Genomic DNA, 18,764 nt, shown 5'->3' with positions numbered 1-18,764 from the left:
ACGACCGGAACGGAGGGCAGGTTGCCGACGACGCTCGCGATCGAGGCGGCGTGCCTTTCCGCCTGGCCGGCGCTGAGCACGGTCCATGACGGCGCCTGGGTCTGGCGCTTCGCGCATGGCTACAGCAAGCGCGCCAATTCGTTCCAGAGCCTCGATCTGGCAGACGATGGCGATGCCGAGCGCCGTATCGCCTATCTGGCGGCGCTGTCGTCGCGCAACGGCATCGAGCCGGTGTTCCGGGTGACGCCGCTGGCGGGTCCCGGAATCCTCGAGGCGCTGGATCGCAAGGGCTGGGCCCCTTTCGAGGAAAGCCGCGTCCTCGCCATGGATCTCGACGGGCATGATTTCGCCCGCACCGGCGACGTGCGCTTTTTCAATCCGACCGATCCGCGCTGGTTCCGGGCCCAGACGGCGCTGAGCGCCGCCTCCGCCAAGACCGTGGAGATCCTGAAGACCCTGCTCGGCCTGATCGCGCCGGAAGCGCGCGGGATCGTCGCCTATGCGCCGGATGGAACGCCGGCCGCCGCCGCGCTCGCCGTCAATGCCGGCGGCATCGGCGTCTTCCTGAATGTCGTCACCGACAAGACGAAGCGCCGCCAGGGCTATGGCGCCGCCGTCATGCGGGCAGCGCTCGGCTGGACGGTCGAGAACGGCGCGCGCTACGCCGCCATCCAGGTGACGACCGAGAACGAGCCGGCGATCCGGCTCTATGAGGGCCTCGGCTTCGTCGAGCAATATCGCTACCACTACCGCCGCCCCGCCTGATCCGCCTTTCCCCCGAGGTCCTGATGACACGCCGCCTTGTTCTCGTCGTTGCCTGCGCGCTGGTCGATGCCGACAACCGCATCCTGATCGCGCAGCGGCCCGAGGGGAAGGCGCTCGCCGGCCTCTGGGAGTTTCCGGGCGGCAAGGTCGACGCCGGCGAGACGCCGGAAGACGCGCTGATCCGCGAATTGCGCGAGGAGCTCGGCGTCGAGACCAAGACGGCCTGCCTGGCGCCGCTGACTTTCGCCAGCCACACCTATGACGATTTCCACCTCCTGATGCCGCTCTATGTCTGCCGCCGCTGGACGGGCTTCCCGCAGAGCCTCGAGGGGCAGGCGCTCAAATGGGTGCGGGCGAAGCAGCTGCGCGACTATCCGATGCCGCCGGCCGACGAGCCGCTGATCGCGCCGTTAATCGAGCTTTTATGAGTTTGCGCCAGCTTGGGGCCTGAAGGCGTCGCATTTCGCGACGCGAGGGGACGCGCGGCATGGCCGCTGTCGTCCGGGGCAAGGCATCCCATGCGCGCGGCCGCTGGACAATCCCTGAAGCGTTTCCTGCGCCATCGGCGCGGATCGATCCTGGCCGAATACGGCCTGATCATCGGCGTCATCGTGATCGCGCTGATCGGCGTGACGGTGACGGGCGGCGGGATCGTTGCGCTCTGCGAACGCCTCGTCGCGCTGGTGATCGGCGCCTGAGCGCCCTTATTCGTCGCCCTTCTCTTCCGAATTCTTGGATTCCGCATCCTTCCGCGCCGCCTCGATCGCGTCGGCGAGCCGCATCTTGGCGGAGCCCGGCTTGAGCGGCTTCTGCTGGCTCTCGTGCGGCGCCCAGCCGGAAAGCGCGATCAGTTCGAACGTCGCGCGGATGCGGCCATCGGCATCAGCATAGCGCTCGGCATAGAGGCTGGCGGCGCGGGCGAGGATCGCGCGTGTCAGCGGTCGCGGATCGCGCGCCGTCAGCGCATTGGTGGCGCCCATGGCGCGGAGATCGCGCATCAGGTGGAACATGCTGTCGTAGCGAACCGTCAGCCGGTCGCTGTCGGTGACGGGAAGGGCGAACCCGGCCCGCTGCAGCAGCGCGCCGATGTCGCGGATGTCGGCGAAGGGGGCGACGCGCGGAGCGGCGCCGCCGCGTATGTCGCTTTCCGCGATCGTCAGCACGGTGCGGAGCTCGTTCAGCGTATCGCCGCCAACCAGCGTCGCCAGGAAGAGGCCGTCGGGGCGGAGCGCCCGCTTGATCTGGGCGAGCAGGCCGGGAAGGTCGTTGACCCATTGCAGCTGCAGCAGGCTGACCGCCAGGTCGAGCGAGCCGGCGGCGAGCGGCAGCGCCTCGCTCTCGTCGATCGGAATGCGCTCGACGACACCGCCCTGTCCGGCCTCGGCCAGCGCCTCCGCGAGCGCCGGCGACAGGCTGCCGACGTCGGCGCCCTGCTCGAAATGGCGGTTCACGGTCGCGAGCCGCTCGACGAGATCCTCAATGGCGCGGGTCAGTAGGAAATCGCTTCCCGCGACCGCCATCCGCTCCGCGCGGGCGCGGTGCTGATCGAGGAGCCTGCGGTCGAAGAGGGTAGGGGCGCCGGCCATGACGTGCTTTTCTGCTGATGCGGGTTGGCGCGGTTATGGAACTCCCCGCCCTTCCGGTCAAAGACGTTCTGCATTACGTTGCGTCATGCGAGAGGGGAAGGCGGACGCTTTGCGGGGCCTGCTGCGATCGTTCGGCGCGCGGACGGGCGCTGCCGGGCGGTGGGCCATCGATCTCGCCCTGCCGCCGTCCTGCATGGCCTGCGCGCGCCCTGTGGCGACGTCAGGGGCCCTCTGCGCCACCTGCTGGGGCGGTCTTCGCCTGATCGAGCGTCCCTTCTGCCAGCGGCTCGCCATTCCCTTCGGCTACGACATCGGTGCCGATGCCCTTTCGGCCGAGGCGATCGCCGACCCGCCGCCCTTCGGGCGTCTGCGCGCCGTCGCGGTCTATGACGCGGTATCCGGACCGATCGTCCAGGCGCTGAAGTATCATGATCGCACCGAGCTTGCCCGCTCGATCGGCGCCATGATGGCGCGGGCCGCGGGCGATCTGGTCCCGGAAGCCGACCTCGTCGTGCCGGTGCCGCTGCATCGGGGGCGCCTCTGGCAGCGGCGCTTCAACCAGTCGGCCATGATCGCCGAGGCGGTGGCGCGCCGGATCGGCAAGCCGCACGTCCCTGACGGGGTCGACAGGATCAAGGCGACCCGCCGGCAGGTCGGCCTCAAGGCGAACGAGCGCGCCGCCAATGTCCAGGGCGCGTTTCGGGTCTCGGCGGCGGCCCGTCCGAGTGTCGCTGGCCGGCATATCCTTCTGGTTGACGACGTCTATACGACCGGCGCCACGGTCAAGGCCGTGACGCGGGCGCTTTTGCGGGGCGGCGCGGCGGCGGTCGACGTCGTCGTCTTCGCCCGGGTTGTCGAAGGGCTGGGCTGAGGCCTATATAGGCCACTCCCAATCGTCAGGATCGAACATGGCCGAAGTGATTATCTACACCCGGCAGGCCTGCGGATACTGCTCCGCCGCCAAGCGCCTGCTGGACCGGAAGGGTGTTGCCTATGTGGAGTTCGATGCCACCGGAAAGCCGGATTTGCGGCAGGAAATGATCGAGCGGGCCAACGGTCGGGCGACCTTCCCGCAGATATTCATCGGTAGCCACCATGTCGGTGGCTGCGACGACCTGCATGATCTCGACGGCCAAGGCCGTCTGGACCTACTGCTGGCGTCCTGATCGGCGCCAATTTCCCATAGTCAGTCAAGGAGAGAGCCGATGTCGAGCTTCAAAGCGGCTTGTGTCCAGATGCGCAGCGGCCGTTCGGTGGCGCAGAATGTCGACGATGCGGAAGCGCTCATCCGCGCCGCCGCGGCGGCAGGCGCCGGCTACGTGCTGACGCCGGAGATGACGACCATTCTCGATCGGGACAAGGAGGCGCTTCTCGCCGCCATCGGCCCGGAGGAGGTCGACAACTCGCTGCAGCGCTTCCGCGAGATCGCGCGCGAGCTCGGCATCCATCTCCATATCGGCTCGATGGCGATCAAGCTCGCTGACGACCACATCGCCAACCGCTCTTTCCTGATCGCGCCAAATGGCGCCGTCGTCGGCCGCTACGACAAAATCCACATGTTCGACGTCGATCTCTCCGGTGGCGAGAGCTACCGCGAGTCGGCCACCTATCGCGCCGGCGATACCGCCGTCGTCGCCGACCTGCCCTGGACCAAGCTCGGGCTGACGATCTGCTACGACGTCCGCTTCCCCGCGCTGCACCGGACGCTCGCCAAGGCCGGCGCCGCCGTGCTCGCCGTTCCCGCCGCCTTCACCAAGAAGACGGGCGAGGCGCATTGGCACGTCCTGCTGCGCTCGCGCGCCATCGAGACCGGCTCCTACGTCATCGCCGCCGCGCAGGCCGGTCACCATGAGGACGGCCGCGACACCTATGGCCACAGCATGATCGTCGATCCGTGGGGCAAGGTCCTCGCCGAGGCCGACGACCAGCCGGGCTTCATCATCGCGGAAATCGATCCGGCCTTCTCGGCCTCGGCCCGCCAGGCCATCCCCGCGCTTCTCAACGCCCGCGATTTCTCGCTTCCGGAAATGCCGCAGGTCGGCTCTTTCGTGAACTGACCGGCCATCCCCATATAGAGTTCATGATCCGGTACAATCTCGTCTGCGTTGCAGGCCATGACTTCGAAAGCTGGTTTCGGGATGCGGGCGCCTTCGACAAGGCGGCCGCCGCGCATGCGGTATCCTGCCCGCAATGCGGTACCACGGACGTCGTCAAGGCCTTGATGGCGCCCTCGGTCGCGACCGCGCGCAAGCGGGAGGCGGCGGCGCTCGCTGTCGCATCCCCCGATCCGCGTCAGGTCGTAATGGTCGAAATGATGCGCCAGCTGCGCCGGCACGTGACCGAGAACGCGGACTATGTCGGCGACAAGTTCGCCGAGGAAGCGCGCAAGATCCACTACCAGGAGACAGAGGCGCGCGGCATCTATGGCGAGGCGTCGCCGGAAGAGGCGCGCTCGCTGATCGAGGAGGGCGTCGAGTTCCTGCCCCTGCCGGCGCTGCCGGAGGAAGGCAACTAGTGCTCTACCGCCGCACCGCCGACAGCATGTAGTTGACGTCCATGTCGGGCGAGATGTGCCACTGGTCGCGCAGCGGGCTGTAGACCACGCCGGTCTCGGCCGAGACGTCGAGACCGTTCTCCGCCAGCGCTGTGGATAATTCCGAAGGCTGGACCAGCTTGTCGTAAGCGTGCGTGCCGCGCGGCAGCCAGCCCAGCACGACCTCCGCCCCGAAAATCGCCAGCGCCCAGGCCTTTGGCGTGCGGTTGATGGTCGAAAGCACCATCAGCCCGCCCGGCTTCACCATCGCCGAAATCTCGCGGATGAACAGCGGCAGGTCAGCGACATGCTCGACGATCTCCATCGCCAGCACGATGTCGAAACGCTCGCCGGCAGCGCCGAGCGCCTCGGCCGTCGTGGCGCGATAGTCGATCGAAAGCCCCGCCTCGCGGGCGTGCAGCTCGGCGACGCCGATATTGGTGGCCGACGCATCCGCGCCCACAACGTCGGCGCCGAGCCGGGCCATCGGTTCCGACAAAAGGCCGCCGCCGCAGCCGATGTCGAGCACGCGCAGGCCGGACAGCGCCTTCGGATCCCGGACATCGCGGCCGAAAAGCTTCGTCGCCTCGTCCTTGATGAAGCCGATGCGGATCGGGTTCAGCCGGTGCAGCTGGCCGAACTTGCCCTTCGGCGCCCACCACTCGCTGGCGATCGCGGAAAAATGGGCGATCTCGTCCTGATCGACGGTCGAGGCGGACGGGGAGGGGACGGTCTCGGGCGCGGTGGACATGGGCGGCTCCTTCTCAGGCGGAACGTCGTTGGCGCGGCGGGCGAAGTCAAGCCGCGGGCACGGGCCGATCTCGCGGGCCGATCTCTCGGGCATGGGCGCTGCATGCGCGTAGTTCAATCCCCGATAGGCGGGCTGTGGCGTTTCGCCGTCGCCGTTGCGGCTTCAATCCGAAGCCGCTATGAAGGCGCCCGTCCGGTTGTTCTTGTTAGCCGGAACTCCTTCAATCCCTTCCGCAATTGCTGCGGAACCTGCCCTTCAAAGGTTGATGATGGCCCGGCTGGTGATGAAGTTCGGCGGAACGTCCGTCGCCGATATCGAACGCATCCGCAATGTGGCTCGTCACGTCAAACGGGAGGTCGAGGCCGGCTTCCAGGTCGCTGTCGTGGTTTCGGCCATGTCGGGCAAGACCAACGAGCTCGTCGCCTGGACCCGCGACGCCGCCTCCATGCACGATGCGCGCGAATATGACGCCGTCGTCGCCTCGGGCGAGCAGGTGACCTCCGGTCTTCTCGCGATCGCGCTGCAGGAAATGGGCATCAACGCCCGTTCCTGGCAGGGCTGGCAGATTCCGATCCGCACCGACGGAGCCCATGGCGCCGCGCGCATCGTCGACATCGACGGCTCCCAGCTGATCGATCGGCTCGAGCAGGGCCAGGTCGCGGTCGTCGCCGGTTTCCAGGGCATCGGCCCGGACAACCGCATCGCGACGCTCGGCCGGGGCGGTTCCGACACCAGCGCCGTCGCCATCGCCGCCGCCATCAAGGCGGACCGCTGCGATATCTATACCGATGTCGACGGTGTCTACACGACCGATCCCCGGATCGTGCCGAAGGCCAAGCGCCTCGATCGCGTCTCGCATGAAGAAATGCTCGAGATGGCGTCGCTGGGTGCCAAGGTGCTGCAGGTGCGCTCCGTCGAACTGGCCATGGTGCATGGCGTGCGGACCTTCGTGCGGTCCAGTTTCGTCGATCCGCTCGACCCGCGGCTCGGCGATCCCAACAATCCCCCAGGCACCCTCATTTGCGACGAGGACGAGATCGTGGAAAAGCAGGTTGTCACCGGCATTGCCTATGCCAAGGACGAGGCCCAGATCTCGCTCCGCGAAGTCGCCGACAAGCCGGGCGTCGCCGCGGCGGTGTTCGTGCCGCTGGCCGAGGCCAACATCAATGTCGATATGATCGTGCAGAACGTCTCCGAGGACGGCACGACGACCGACATGACCTTCACCGTTCCGACGGCCGATTTCGACCGCGCCTGGAAGGTGCTGGAGACGGCCAAGGATTCGATCGGCTATGTCAGCGTTCAGGGTTCGCGCGATCTGACCAAGGTGTCGGTGATCGGCATCGGCATGCGCAGCCATGCCGGCGTCGCCGCTTCCGCCTTCAAGGCGCTGGCCGGCAAGGGCATCAACATCCGCGCCATCACCACGTCCGAGATCAAGATCTCGATCCTGATCGACGCGGCCTATACCGAGCTCGCGGTCCGGACGCTGCACTCGCTCTATGGGCTGGATGCTGCCTGATCAACAGGCTTTCCGAGCCTACGAAACAACATTGTACCTTCTGCCTAACTCGTGCCACGAGTAGGAAGCAAAGCATGCCGGAGCGCGGCCGAATCGGTCGCATCCGGAAGGCGGTTTTCGATGGTCGGAACCCGTCATAGTTCAAGCATTGGGGAAGGCGGACCATGCGGGGTTCACTCGCCGGGCCGCGCGTCCTGCTCCGTCGCCTGCGCGAGATCATGGCGGAGCCGATCAGCGCGCAAGACCGGCTCGACAAGATCGTCGCCCAGATCGCGGCCAACATGGTCGCGGAGGTGTGCTCGGTCTATGTGCTCCGCGCCGATGACGTGCTCGAGCTCTACGCGACCGAGGGCCTGAACCGTTCTGCCGTCCACCATGCCGGGCTGCGGGTCGGCCAGGGCCTGGTCGGCCTGATCGCCTCCGAGGCGCGTCCGCTCAACCTGCAGGACGCCCAGAGCCACCCGTCCTTCGCCTACCTGCCGGAAACCGGCGAGGAGATCTACAACGCCTTCCTCGGCGTGCCGATCCTTCGCGCCGGCCGGACGCTCGGCGTTCTCGTCGTGCAGAACCGCGCGCATCGCACCTATTACGACGAAGAAGTCGAAGCGCTGCAGACGACGGCGATGGTGCTGGCTGAGATGATCGCCGTCGGCGAGCTGCAGGGCCTTGCCCGGCCCGGCACCTCGCTCGACGTCAAGCGGCCGCTGTCGCTCAAGGGCACGCCGCTTTCCGACGGCATCGCGCTCGGCCATGTCGTGCTGCACGAGCCGCGCGTCGTCGTCACGCAGCTGATCGCCGAGGATACCGACAAGGAAAGCCAGCGCCTCGAGCAGGCGATCGCCAATCTGCGTCTGTCCGTCGACGACATGCTCTCGCGCGACGACATCGCGCTCGCCGGCGAACATCGCGACATCCTCGAAGCCTATCGCATGTTCGCCTATGACCGCGGCTGGGTCCGTCGCATGGACGAGGCGATCCAGAACGGCCTTTCGGCCGAGGCGGCGGTCGAGAAGGTCCAGAGCGACACCCGCGCCCGCCTGCAGCGCCAGACCGACCCGTATCTGCGCGAGCGGCTGCACGATTTCGACGACCTCGCCAATCGCCTGCTGCGCGAGCTGATGGGCAAGTCGCATGGTCCCGACGGCGGCAGCCTGCCGAAGGACGGCGTCATCGTCGCGCGCAATATGGGCGCCGCCGAGCTGCTCGACTATGACCGCAGCCGCCTGCGCGGCCTGGTGCTGGAGGAGGGCGGGGCGACCAGCCACGTGACGATCGTCGCGCGCGCGCTCGGCATCGCCACGATCGGCCGCGCCGCCAACATCGTCTCGCTGGTCGAGAACGGCGACCCGATCATCCTCGACGCCGACACAGGCGAGGCGCATGTGCGGCCGCCGGCGGACGTCGAGGCGGCCTATGCCGAGAAGGTCAAGTTCCGCGCCAAGCGCCAGGCCCAGTACCGCCTGCTCCGCAACAAGCCCGCGGTGACGATCGACGGTCATCGCGTCGCGCTCAACATGAATGCCGGCCTTCTGGTCGACCTGCCGCATCTCGCCGAAGCCGGTGCCGAGGGCATCGGCCTGTTCCGCACCGAGCTGCAATTCATGGTCGCCTCGACCATGCCGCGTCTCGACGAGCAGACGGCGCTCTACGAAGCAGTGCTGAAGGCGAGCGGCAATCGCCCGGTCGTGTTCCGCACGCTCGATATCGGCGGCGACAAGGTGCTGCCCTACATGCGGATGCAGCCGGAAGAGAATCCGGCGCTCGGCTGGCGGGCGATCCGGCTCGGCCTCGACCGTCCGGGCCTCCTGCGGATCCAGCTGCGCGCGCTGCTGCACGCCGCCGGTGGGCGCGAGCTGCGCGTCATGCTGCCGATGGTCACGGAAGTCGGCGAGATCCACCGCGCCCGCGCCCTGCTGGAGCGCGAGCTGACGCAATTGCGGCGGCACGGTCACAAGGAGCCGACGCGCGTGCTGCTCGGCTCGATGCTCGAGGTGCCGGCGCTGCTGTTCCAGCTCGATTCGTTGATGGAGGCCGTCGATTTCGTCTCGGTCGGCTCCAACGACCTGCTGCAATACATGACCGCGAGCGACCGCGGGAACACCCGCGTCGCCACCCGTTTCGACCCGCTGTCGCGGCATTTCCTGCGCACGCTGCGCATGATCGTCGAGGGCGCCGACCGCAACGGCACGCCGGTGACGCTCTGCGGCGAGATCGCGAGCCGTCCGCTGGCGGCGATGGCGCTGGCCGGGATCGGGTTCCGCTCGCTGTCGATGTCGGCGGCGGCGATCGGTCCGGTCAAGGCGATGCTGCTGGCCCTCGACATCGGCCGGCTCAAGGCCGTGCTCGACCCCATGCTTGCTCTGGACGATGGTGGAGATGGCGTCCGCGCGGCGCTCACCGCCTTCGCCGAATCCGAAGGCATACCGATCTGACTACGTTGCTCCCTACCGGACTTCCCTGGGACAAGATCAATCATCTCGTCGCCCGCGCCGAAGTGATCGATCAGAAGCTCGCTGCGACCAGCGATGGCGGCACCCTCGTGCAGCTCTCCAAGGAGCGGGCCGAGCTGCAGGACATCGTCGAAGCCGTGCGCCGGCTGAAGGCGGCGGTCGACGAGCGCGCCGCGCTCGACGACCTGTCCGATGACCCGGAGATGGCGGCGCTCGCGGAGGAGGAGCGCGATGCTCTCGACGGCCAGGTCGAGACGCTCATCCAGGAAATCCGCATCCTCCTCCTGCCGCGCGACGCCGCCGACGAGAAGAGCGCCATTCTGGAAATCCGCGCCGGGACCGGCGGCGACGAGGCGGCGCTGTTCGCCGGCGACCTCTTCCGCATGTACCAGCGTTACGCGCAGCTGCATGGCTGGCGCATGAACGTCCTGTCCGAAAGCGAGGGCGAGGCCGGCGGCTACAAGGAAATCATCGCCGACGTGACCGGCAAGGGCGTGTTCGCCCGGCTGAAGTTCGAATCGGGCGCGCACCGTGTCCAGCGCGTGCCGGAGACGGAATCGAGCGGCCGCATCCACACCTCCGCCGCCACGGTCGCCGTGCTGCCGGAGGCGGAGGATGTCGACATCGATATCCGCCCCGAGGACATCAAGATCGACACCACGCGCGCCTCGTCGGCCGGTGGACAGCACGCCAACACGACCGACACCGCCGTTCGCATCACCCATCTGCCCACGGGAACCGTGATCGTCGTCGCCGGCCGGTCGCAACACCAGAACCGCGCCCAGGCCACGCAGATCCTGCGCGCGCGGCTGTTCGACATGGAACGCGAGCGCCTCTCGTCCGAGCGCGCCGCCGACCGCAAGGGCCAGGTCGGCTCCGGCGACCGGTCCGAGCGCATCCGGACCTACAATTTCCCGCAAGGGCGCGTCACCGATCACCGGATCAACCTGACGCTGTACAAGCTCGAGGCGGTGATGGCGGGCGACGCGCTCGACGAGATCATCGGGCCGCTGATCACCGAGCACCAGGCCGGGCTGCTGGCGGCGCTCGACGCATGACCCGGGACCACACATGACCGCTGCGGCCGCCACGCTCGGCGCCGCGCGGCGCATGGCGGCGAAGCGGCTGGCGGCGGGGCTTGGCCCCGAAGCGACACCGGCCCTCGACGCGCGAGTGCTGGTCGCCGCGGCGCTCGGCGTTCCCCCGGATCGCCTTCTTTTCCTTCCCGAGGACCGGCCGCTTTCCGACGCGGAGACGAGGGCCGTCGAGGCGGCGATCGAACGCCGGCTGGCCGGCGTGCCCGTGGCGCGGATCGTCGGCGAGCGGGAATTCTGGGGCATGCCCTTCCGTCTCTCCGACGCCACCTTGGTCCCGCGTCCGGATACCGAAACGCTGGTCGAGGCGGCGCTCGCCTGGATCGACCGGGAGGGACGCCGGCAGGAGCCGCTCCGCATCGTCGATATCGGCACCGGCAGCGGCGCCATCCTCATCGCGCTGCTGAGCGCCTTGCCGAACGCCATCGGGATCGGCATCGATCTTTCGGAAGCGGCGGCCCGCACGGCGCGCGACAATGCCGAGCGACTGGGATTTGCCGAACGGAGCCGCTTCGTCGTCGGCGCCTGGTCGAATAGTTGCGGGCGATTCGATGTAATTGCCTCCAACCCGCCCTATATTGCGAGTAATGTCATCCCAACGCTGGATCGAGAGGTCAGGGACCACGATCCGACGCTTGCGCTGGACGGCGGCGCTGACGGGCTGGATGCCTATCGCGCCATTCTCGACGATCTCGAGCGTGTGATGGCGCCGGGTGGTGCGACATTTCTGGAAATCGGATTCGATCAGGCCGACGCCCTCCGGGCGCTGGCGCGGCAGGCGGGCTTCGATGCGTCCGTTCATGCCGATCTGGCGGGCCATGATCGTATCGTGGAACTGCACAGGATCGATTGAGATGTTCGCGGGAGGACAGATTGGCGGTGAAAGCGCCCGACTTGAATAATCCGCTTGGAAATCGGCCTCGAAACAGCTAGTTTCCGAGCCGCCGCAGATGGATTTGATGCGACTCCCGAACGCCGAAGCTACGGCCGCGATCAGGGGCCGCGCGGTTAGAGGCCACCAGATTGGCCATGAGGGTCGGATCGGGGGAGATCGGCCAGGCTCTGGTACTCCAACGTCATCTCTGCTCGGTACGACACGTATTTCCCGGATGCCCCGCCTCGGCGGTGCCAGTTTGCCCTCGGTTCGCGACGCGGACCATGGCTGCACGATCTGCGGGATTGTGAGGATCGCCTTCGCCGGTTCCGGCCTCTCGGGTTCATGCCCGGGTTGACCCGATCGACGGAATTGTCCGATGGGCGCTTCGCCCCGGTCGATGAGATTGTTTGACCTTGTTGGTCACGGAAGAGAAAATTCATGAGACAAGGACAGCAGAACAACAATAACAACAAGCGGATGCGCGGGCGGAACAACAACAATAACAACAACAACAACCGCAAGGGCCCGAACCCGCTGACCCGCTCCTATGAGAGCAACGGGCCGGATGTGAAGATCCGCGGCACCGCGCTCCATATCGCCGAAAAATACGTGACGCTGGCGCGCGACGCGCAGTCGTCCGGCGACCGCGTCATGGCGGAGAACTATCTGCAGCATGCCGAGCACTATTTCCGCGTGATCGCGGCGGCGCAGGCGCAGAACCCCCAGAACAACCAGCAGCCGCAGCCCTTCTATCGCGCCGAACAGGATGACGAGGGCCTCGACGAGGAAGACGATCGCTTCAGCGAGCGCTTCGGCCAGGCGCATCAGGATCGCAGTCAGCCGGGCAGCGAGGGCGGTGTCGCTCCCAACGATCCGCAGCCCTACACCAATGGCGCCAATGGCGGCGATGCTTCCGAGCGCCAGGGTTCGGAGCGGCAGGATCGCGGCGAGCGCCAGGATCGTCAGGACCGTGGCGACCGCCAGGAGCGTTTCGACCGCGCGCCGCGCGGCGAGCGTCAGGATCGCGGTGATCGCCAAGACCGTAATGACCGCCAGGATCGTAACGAGCGCCAGGCTCAGCCGGATCGTCAGGCCCAGTCGGATCGTCAGGATCGCGGCGAGCGGCAGGACCGTCCGGAGCGCCAGGACCGCGCGGAGCGTCAGGACCGTCCCGAGCGCCAGGCTCGTCCGGAGCGCGGCGAGCGCCGGGAGCGTGGTGACCGCGCCGAGCGGAGCGATCGCTCGCAGCTGCCGCGCTTCGTGACCGGCGAACCCGCGCCGCAGCCGGTGCTGGAACAGCCCCAGCCGGTGGTCGAGCTGCCGAAGCCCGAGCCCGTCGAGGCGGTCGCTCAGGCCGAGCCGGCGGCTCCGGCCCCGGTCGCTGAAGCGCCCGTCGAGGCAGCGGCACCCGTCGCCGCGCCGGCGCCGCGTGCGCGTTCCAGCCGTTCCACGGCCGCTGCTGCCGCCGCCGCGACGGCCGCCGCAGCCGAGCAGCCGGCGCTCAATCTGGACGGCCCGGCCGAGGGCAATGGCGACGCCGCGACGGAGGAGGAATTCCGCCCCCGCCGCCGCCGGACCACCCGGACGCGCGCCCGCGCCGCCGAGGGCGACGAGGGAGCGGCGTCCGAGCCGGCTCTCGCCGCGGAGCCGGCCGGCGAAGAGTAATCGCCGTCGTTCCTTGATTCAGACCAATGCCCGGGCGTCCTCGCCCGGGCATTTTTGTTTTGGGGCCGAGGGCAGGCGGCTGGGGCAGGGCAGATGGCGCGCCGCGCTGAAACGGGGTTGACGCGCCTCCCGTTCTGCCCGCCATAATTGTCGAGACGCCCCCTTCTGTTGCGCGGCGGCCACACCATATTACCCGTGGCGGCAGGCCACGCATGGATGTCGCCGGACGCAAGTCCATATCTTTGGAGCGGCCCATCAGCGCCTTCGGGGCAATGGGACCGGGTCAGGAGGCACATATGAATTTCGATAATTATTCCGAGCGCGCGCAGGGCTTCATCCAGTCGGCGCAGACGCTCGCCATGACACGTGGCAATCAGCAGTTCACCCCCGAGCATCTCTTGAAGGTTTTGCTCGACGACGAGGAAGGCCTCGCCGGCGGTCTGATCGACAGCTCCGGTGGCCGTTCGCGCCAGGCGCTGGCCGCGACCGAGCGCGCCCTCGAGGCGATGCCGAAGGTTTCCGGCGGCGGCGCCGGGCAGCTCTATCTCGCGCCGCCCCTTGCGAAGGTTTTCCAGCAGGCGTCCGATCTCGCCAAGAAGGCCGGCGACAGCTTCGTCACGGTCGAACGGCTGCTCCTCGCGCTCGCGCTGGAAAAGGACGCCAAGACCGCCGAGATCCTGAAGGAGGCCGGCGTCACGCCGGTTGGCCTCAATCGGGCGATCGAGCAGCTGCGCCAGGGGCGTACGGCCGATACGGCCGGCGCCGAGGGTCAGTATGACGCGCTGAAGAAATATGCCCGCGACCTCACCCAGGTGGCCCGCGACGGCAAGCTCGATCCGGTCATCGGCCGCGACGACGAGATCCGCCGCACCATCCAGGTGCTGTCGCGCCGGACCAAGAACAATCCCGTGCTCATCGGCGAGCCCGGCGTCGGCAAGACCGCGATCGCGGAAGGGCTGGCGCTCCGGATCGTCAATGGCGACGTGCCGGAGAGCCTGAAGGACAAGCGCCTGCTCGCGCTCGACATGGGCTCGCTGATCGCCGGCGCGAAATATCGCGGTGAGTTCGAGGAACGCCTGAAGGCCGTGCTCTCCGAAGTCACGTCGGCCAATGGCGGCATCATCCTGTTCATCGACGAGATGCACACGCTGGTCGGCGCGGGCAAGGCGGATGGCGCGATGGACGCGTCCAACCTGCTGAAGCCGGCGCTGGCGCGCGGCGAGCTGCATTGCGTCGGCGCGACCACACTCGACGAATACCGCAAGCATGTCGAGAAGGACGCGGCGCTCGCCCGCCGGTTCCAGCCGATCTTCGTCGGCGAGCCGACGGTCGAGGACACGATCTCGATCCTGCGCGGCATCAAGGAGAAGTACGAGCTGCACCACGGCGTGCGGATCACGGATTCCGCGCTGGTTTCGGCGGCGACGCTGTCGAACCGCTACATCACCGACCGCTTCCTGCCGGACAAGGCCATCGACCTCGTCGACGAGGCGTCGGCCAGGCTCCGCATGCAGGTCGATTCCAAGCCGGAGGCGCTCGACGAACTCGATCGGCGCATCATCCAGCTCAAGATCGAGCGCGAGGCGCTGAAGAAGGAGACCGACCCGGCGTCGAAGGACCGGCTGGAGCGGCTGGAAAAAGAGCTGACCGATCTCGAGGAGGAATCCGCGGCCTATACGCAGCGCTGGCAGGCGGAGAAGCAGAAGCTCAACGCCGCCCAGAAGCTGAAGGAACAGCTCGACCAGGCCCGTAGTGACCTCGACAAGGCGCAGCGCACCGGTGATCTGGCCAAGGCCGGCGAACTGGCCTATGGCGCGATCCCGACGCTGGAGCGCCAGCTCGTCGAGGCCGAAAAGGCGCAGACCAGCACGATGATGGAAGAGGCGGTGACGCCCGACCATATCGCGCAGATCGTCTCGCGCTGGACCGGCATCCCCGTCGACAAGATGCTCGAGGGCGAGCGCGAGAAGCTGCTCCGCATGGAGGACGAACTGGGCCGGCGCGTCGTCGGCCAGGGCGAAGCGGTGCATGCCGTCTCGACCGCCGTTCGCCGCTCGCGCGCCGGCCTGCAGGATCCGAACCGGCCGATCGGCTCGTTCCTGTTCCTGGGTCCGACCGGCGTCGGCAAGACGGAGCTGACCAAGGCGGTCGCCTCCTTCCTGTTCGACGACGAGACGGCGATGGTGCGGATCGACATGTCGGAGTTCATGGAGAAGCACTCCGTGGCCCGTCTGATCGGCGCGCCTCCGGGCTATGTCGGCTATGAGGAAGGCGGCGCGCTGACCGAGGCCGTGCGGCGTCGGCCCTATCAGGTCGTGCTGTTCGACGAGGTCGAGAAGGCGCATCCCGACGTCTTCAACGTGCTCTTGCAGGTGCTGGACGACGGCCGCCTGACCGATGGTCAGGGCCGCACGGTCGACTTCAAGAACACGCTGATCGTGATGACCTCGAACCTCGGTTCCGACTTCCTTGCCCATCTGCGCGATGACGAGGATGTCGATGGCGTCCGCGAGCAGGTGATGGCGGTGGTGCGCGGGCATTTCCGGCCCGAGTTCCTGAACCGGCTCGACGACATCATCCTGTTCCATCGCCTGAAGAAGAGCGAGATGGGGCGGATCGTCGAGATCCAGCTCGGCCGTTTGGCCAAGCTTCTCGATGATCGCAAGATCACGCTCGAGCTCGACGACACGGCGCGCGCCTGGCTGGCGGAGAAGGGTTACGACCCCGCCTATGGTGCGCGTCCGCTGAAGCGGGTGATCCAGCGCTACGTGCAGGATCCGCTCGCCGACAAGATCCTCGCCGGCGAGATCCCGGACGGATCGCTGATCAAGATCACCGCGGGGACGGACCGGTTGCTGTTCCTGCCGCGCGGCGAGCGGGCTTCCGAAGCCGCGTGATCCCGATCGGGTGAAAAAATCGGCCCCGCGCTGCGGACGCAGCGCGGGGCTTTTTTGTTGCTGCTACCGTCGCGGCTTAGGCGTTGCGGTCACGCCAGCGCCCGTGGAGTGCTGCGACATCGCCGGAGCAGAGCAGGGGCATGGCATCGCGGATCTCGGTGAGATCCCAGTCCCACCATGCCATTTCCACGAGCAGGGCGATCGTCTCGTCGTCGAAACGCTTGCGGATCACCCGCGCCGGATTGCCGCCGATGATCGCATAGGGCTCGACGTCCTTGGTCACCAGGGCCCGGCTGCCGATCACGGCGCCGTCGCCGATGCGGATGCCGGGCATGATCATCGCTTCCGCGCCGATCCAGACATCGTTTCCGATCACGGTGTCGCCGGCCGGCCTGTAGGCATCGAGCGCGCCGGCAAAGGCGGGCTCCTCCGGCACATAGAAGAACGGAAACGTCGTGATCCAGTCGTTCCGATGGCCCTGGTTGCCGGCCATCATGAACGAGGCGCCGGTGCCGATCGAACAGAAGCCGCCGATGATCAGCCGGTCGACATCGTTGCGATCGGGCATCAGGTAGCGGGCGCAGTCGTCGAACGAATGGCCGTGATAATAGCCGGAATAGTAGCTGTACCGGCCGACCAGGATGTTGGGATTGGTGACCTGCTCGGTCAGCGGCTTGCCCTGGAACGGGCTTTCGAAAAAGTTCATGGCATTTGTCCATGCCGGTGCGCCTGCGAACATCGTCGCAGCGGGCACCCCAGAAACGGGAAGATCGCCTCAGACGAGGCGGATGACAGCGGAGGCGGGCCGCCGCGCCACACGGCACGGCGGCCTGGCCGCAGCTGTCGCTCTGTCGCTTTCTGGTATCATCGAGCCTTCCGGAGAGGCCTCCCGCGCCGCTCTAACTATTTGTTGGGTCGCGTTTTCCGAACGCGAACCCGCCCTAGTTGGTGGTCTCGTCGTCCGTGCTGATGGCGGCGACCTTGGAGCTCGCGGACGTGCCGATCAGCGTGTCGATGCGCGCCTTTTCCTGCTTGAAGGCGGTCAGCATGTCGCCCTGCAGCACGCGGCCGCGCGGCAGGCGGACGCGGAGCGGATCGACCGGCTTGCTGTTGATGCGCACCTCGTAGTGGAGATGCGGGCCGGTCGAAAGGCCCGTCGAGCCGACATAGCCGATGACCTGGCCCTGTCGCACCTTGGCGCCCGGCCGGATGCCCTTGGCGATCGCCGACTGGTGGCCATAGGCGGATTCATAGCCGTTGGTGTGCTGGATCAGCGTGAAGTTGCCATAGCCCGAGCTCCAGCCGGCCTTCTCGACCGTGCCGTTGCCGGCGGCGAGAATCGGCGTGCCGCGCGGCGCCGCCCAGTCGACGCCCGGATGCAGGCGCTGGTAGCCGAGGATCGGATGCTTGCGGTAGCCGAAATTGGACCGAAGGATGCCGCCGTTCATCGGCTTGCGGATCAGGAACTTCTTGGCGCTGCGGCCTTCCTCGTCGAAATAGTCGACGACGCCGTCATCGGCCGAGCGATAGCGATAGTAGCGCTTGGTCGCGCCGTCGAGCGTGATCGCGGCGTAGAGGATTTCCTCGTCATCCGAGCTGCCGTCCGCTTCGGGCAGCGAGTGGAACACCTCAAGCGAGTCCCCCGGCGAGACGCGCGACTGGAAGTCGACGTCATAGGAGAAGATGTGGATCAGCTCGGTGATGAGCGGCGCGGGCATTTTCTGCTCGAGCGCCGTCTCGTAGACCGCCTGGTAGAGCCGCGGCATCGGGCCGTCATTGCTGGTCGACGGCTGGTCGGCGGTCTCGAACTCGTCGGTCGAGGTCTCGGGCTCGTCGGCGCGGACGAACGTGTCGTCGTCGCGGCGGGCGACGGTTGCCTGATGCGAGCCCTCGTCATAGATCGAGACCCGCATCGGCCGCGGCGTCTCGCCTTCCGAGGCGAACAGGATGCGGACCTTCTGGCCGGCATGCAGATCCGACAGGTCCATCAGGTCGGACATGGCGGAAAGGATGCTCTGCGCGTCGGGTTCGGCGACGTCGTTCTCGGACAGGATTTCCTGCAGCGTCTCCTTCTTCTCCACGACCGCGATGCGTTCGTCGGAAGGAAGCGCGGTGCCGGTCTTCGAAACGAAGGAGACGTTTTCCGGCACGATGCGGACGCCGAGCGCCGAGAACGGGTCCGTGCCGCTTTCGTCGAAGGAAAAACGGTCCGGGTCGACATAGGGCATGGCCGCGATATGCATATCGCCGCTGGCGTTCGTCTGCACCGAGGCGCGGGCGATCTGCTCTACTTCGATCGGGCTGAAGCTCGGTTCATCCTCGCCGGGCGCCTGGTCGAGCGGGAAATCCACGACCTTGACCGAGACCTCGCCCTCGACATTGACGCCGTAGATCTGCTCCTGGTCGGCGCTGATCTTCGTGTCGGCGGCCTGCGGCTCGACATCGCCGCTGGCTCCCTCTTCGTCGGCGGCCACGAGGCCCTCGTCGCCGCCGTCGCCGGAGGCGCCTTCGTCGTCGATGACGCCGAGCTTCTCGGCCGGGGCGGGGGCCGCGTCGTCGCCGCCACCGCCGCGCGGACCGGCGGCCGCGGCGACGATCTTGGCCGGATCATAGGCCGGAACGTC

17 protein-coding genes (1 of these 17 running past the window's edge) are annotated in these 18,764 nt (G+C 67.5%); 13 read left to right on the top strand and 4 right to left on the bottom strand.

Annotation, left to right across the window (positions count from 1 at the left end):
• Positions 1–21: 21 nt before the first annotated feature.
• From AC6HZP_RS21330 to AC6HZP_RS21320, 3 genes are all read left to right on the top strand, one after another.
• Complete coding sequence (locus AC6HZP_RS21330) at positions 22–765, top strand: GNAT family N-acetyltransferase (protein ID WP_201400930.1); 744 nt, start codon at positions 22–24, stop codon at positions 763–765.
• Positions 766–788: 23 nt separating this feature from the next.
• Positions 789–1,193, top strand: coding sequence for an 8-oxo-dGTP diphosphatase MutT (gene mutT, locus AC6HZP_RS21325; protein WP_201400929.1), 405 nt, complete (start codon positions 789–791; stop codon positions 1,191–1,193).
• Positions 1,194–1,283: 90 nt separating this feature from the next.
• Positions 1,284–1,463 carry a Flp family type IVb pilin gene (locus AC6HZP_RS21320; protein ID WP_201400928.1) on the top strand — a complete coding sequence of 60 codons (180 nt, stop codon included), beginning with the start codon at positions 1,284–1,286 and terminating at the stop codon, positions 1,461–1,463.
• Between the two features lie 6 nt (positions 1,464–1,469).
• Here AC6HZP_RS21320 and AC6HZP_RS21315 read toward each other — a convergent pair whose 3' ends face one another.
• Positions 1,470–2,351, bottom strand: coding sequence for a methyltransferase domain-containing protein (locus AC6HZP_RS21315; protein WP_497524444.1), 882 nt, complete (start codon positions 2,349–2,351; stop codon positions 1,470–1,472).
• A 109-nt stretch (positions 2,352–2,460) separates the two neighbouring features.
• Here AC6HZP_RS21315 and AC6HZP_RS21310 point away from each other — a divergent pair, with 109 nt between their 5' ends.
• The 4 genes from AC6HZP_RS21310 to AC6HZP_RS21295 are packed head-to-tail and all read left to right on the top strand — an operon-like array spanning position 2,461 to position 4,866.
• The gene (locus AC6HZP_RS21310) at positions 2,461–3,222 is read left to right on the top strand and encodes a ComF family protein (protein WP_497524443.1); all 762 of its coding nucleotides are present in this window, start codon (positions 2,461–2,463) and stop codon (positions 3,220–3,222) included.
• Positions 3,223–3,259: 37 nt separating this feature from the next.
• On the top strand, positions 3,260–3,517 hold the full coding sequence (gene grxC / locus AC6HZP_RS21305; protein WP_201400926.1) for a glutaredoxin 3: 258 nt from the start codon (positions 3,260–3,262) through the stop codon (positions 3,515–3,517).
• Positions 3,518–3,556: 39 nt separating this feature from the next.
• Entirely contained in the window at positions 3,557–4,408 is an 852-nt protein-coding gene (locus tag AC6HZP_RS21300; protein WP_201400925.1) for a carbon-nitrogen hydrolase family protein, read from the top strand.
• 23 nt (positions 4,409–4,431) lie between these two features.
• The gene (locus tag AC6HZP_RS21295; protein ID WP_201400924.1) at positions 4,432–4,866 is read left to right on the top strand and encodes a DUF1178 family protein; all 435 of its coding nucleotides are present in this window, start codon (positions 4,432–4,434) and stop codon (positions 4,864–4,866) included.
• Positions 4,867–4,870: 4 nt separating this feature from the next.
• Here the strand turns inward: AC6HZP_RS21295 and ubiG are convergent, their stop codons facing one another.
• Positions 4,871–5,635 (bottom strand): bifunctional 2-polyprenyl-6-hydroxyphenol methylase/3-demethylubiquinol 3-O-methyltransferase UbiG, encoded by a 765-nt coding sequence (gene ubiG / locus AC6HZP_RS21290; protein WP_497524442.1) that lies wholly within the window; start codon positions 5,633–5,635, stop codon positions 4,871–4,873.
• Positions 5,636–5,903: 268 nt separating this feature from the next.
• Between ubiG and AC6HZP_RS21285 the strand changes: the two genes are divergently transcribed.
• The 6 genes from AC6HZP_RS21285 to clpB all read left to right on the top strand — a co-directional run bounded on the left by AC6HZP_RS21285 (position 5,904) and on the right by clpB (position 16,140).
• Positions 5,904–7,157 (top strand): aspartate kinase, encoded by a 1,254-nt coding sequence (locus AC6HZP_RS21285; RefSeq protein WP_497526836.1) that lies wholly within the window; start codon positions 5,904–5,906, stop codon positions 7,155–7,157.
• A 164-nt stretch (positions 7,158–7,321) separates the two neighbouring features.
• The gene (gene ptsP / locus AC6HZP_RS21280; protein ID WP_201400922.1) at positions 7,322–9,589 is read left to right on the top strand and encodes a phosphoenolpyruvate--protein phosphotransferase; all 2,268 of its coding nucleotides are present in this window, start codon (positions 7,322–7,324) and stop codon (positions 9,587–9,589) included.
• A 5-nt stretch (positions 9,590–9,594) separates the two neighbouring features.
• Complete coding sequence (prfA, locus tag AC6HZP_RS21275; protein ID WP_497524441.1) at positions 9,595–10,665, top strand: peptide chain release factor 1; 1,071 nt, start codon at positions 9,595–9,597, stop codon at positions 10,663–10,665.
• Positions 10,666–10,678: 13 nt separating this feature from the next.
• Positions 10,679–11,554 carry a peptide chain release factor N(5)-glutamine methyltransferase gene (gene prmC / locus AC6HZP_RS21270; RefSeq protein ID WP_497524440.1) on the top strand — a complete coding sequence of 292 codons (876 nt, stop codon included), beginning with the start codon at positions 10,679–10,681 and terminating at the stop codon, positions 11,552–11,554.
• Between the two features lie 462 nt (positions 11,555–12,016).
• The gene (locus tag AC6HZP_RS21265; RefSeq protein ID WP_497524439.1) at positions 12,017–13,243 is read left to right on the top strand and encodes a DUF4167 domain-containing protein; all 1,227 of its coding nucleotides are present in this window, start codon (positions 12,017–12,019) and stop codon (positions 13,241–13,243) included.
• 296 nt (positions 13,244–13,539) lie between these two features.
• Positions 13,540–16,140, top strand: coding sequence for an ATP-dependent chaperone ClpB (gene clpB / locus AC6HZP_RS21260; protein ID WP_497524438.1), 2,601 nt, complete (start codon positions 13,540–13,542; stop codon positions 16,138–16,140).
• A 76-nt stretch (positions 16,141–16,216) separates the two neighbouring features.
• On the opposite strand, the gene catB is transcribed toward clpB, so the two are convergent.
• Positions 16,217–16,846, bottom strand: coding sequence for a type B chloramphenicol O-acetyltransferase (catB, locus tag AC6HZP_RS21255; protein ID WP_497524437.1), 630 nt, complete (start codon positions 16,844–16,846; stop codon positions 16,217–16,219).
• A 235-nt stretch (positions 16,847–17,081) separates the two neighbouring features.
• Positions 17,082–18,764, bottom strand: partial view of a peptidoglycan DD-metalloendopeptidase family protein gene (locus AC6HZP_RS21250; protein ID WP_497524436.1) — the 3' portion only. Its footprint extends 459 nt past the window's final position; only the last 1,683 of its 2,142 coding nucleotides appear in the window; the start codon falls outside the window, past its right edge; the stop codon is at positions 17,082–17,084.

Source organism: Kaistia sp. SLG-1 (assembly GCF_059699055.1).
This window is presented reverse-complemented; position numbering and strand designations above follow the sequence as displayed.

What these genes read in the sequence shown, in the direction of transcription:
- AC6HZP_RS21285 (WP_497526836.1), top strand. Translation starts at nt 5,904, where the DNA reads ATGGCCCGGCTGGTGATGAAGTTCGGCGGAACGTCCGTCGCCGATATC.
- clpB (WP_497524438.1), top strand. Translation starts at nt 13,540, where the DNA reads ATGAATTTCGATAATTATTCCGAGCGCGCGCAGGGCTTCATCCAGTCG.
- grxC (WP_201400926.1), top strand. Translation starts at nt 3,260, where the DNA reads ATGGCCGAAGTGATTATCTACACCCGGCAGGCCTGCGGATACTGCTCC.
- AC6HZP_RS21265 (WP_497524439.1), top strand. Translation starts at nt 12,017, where the DNA reads ATGAGACAAGGACAGCAGAACAACAATAACAACAAGCGGATGCGCGGG.
- ubiG (WP_497524442.1), bottom strand. Translation starts at nt 5,635, where the DNA reads ATGTCCACCGCGCCCGAGACCGTCCCCTCCCCGTCCGCCTCGACCGTC.
- prmC (WP_497524440.1), top strand. Translation starts at nt 10,679, where the DNA reads ATGACCGCTGCGGCCGCCACGCTCGGCGCCGCGCGGCGCATGGCGGCG.
- AC6HZP_RS21315 (WP_497524444.1), bottom strand. Translation starts at nt 2,351, where the DNA reads ATGGCCGGCGCCCCTACCCTCTTCGACCGCAGGCTCCTCGATCAGCAC.
- mutT (WP_201400929.1), top strand. Translation starts at nt 789, where the DNA reads ATGACACGCCGCCTTGTTCTCGTCGTTGCCTGCGCGCTGGTCGATGCC.
- catB (WP_497524437.1), bottom strand. Translation starts at nt 16,846, where the DNA reads ATGAACTTTTTCGAAAGCCCGTTCCAGGGCAAGCCGCTGACCGAGCAG.
- ptsP (WP_201400922.1), top strand. Translation starts at nt 7,322, where the DNA reads ATGCGGGGTTCACTCGCCGGGCCGCGCGTCCTGCTCCGTCGCCTGCGC.
- AC6HZP_RS21295 (WP_201400924.1), top strand. Translation starts at nt 4,432, where the DNA reads ATGATCCGGTACAATCTCGTCTGCGTTGCAGGCCATGACTTCGAAAGC.
- AC6HZP_RS21300 (WP_201400925.1), top strand. Translation starts at nt 3,557, where the DNA reads ATGTCGAGCTTCAAAGCGGCTTGTGTCCAGATGCGCAGCGGCCGTTCG.
- AC6HZP_RS21320 (WP_201400928.1), top strand. Translation starts at nt 1,284, where the DNA reads ATGCGCGCGGCCGCTGGACAATCCCTGAAGCGTTTCCTGCGCCATCGG.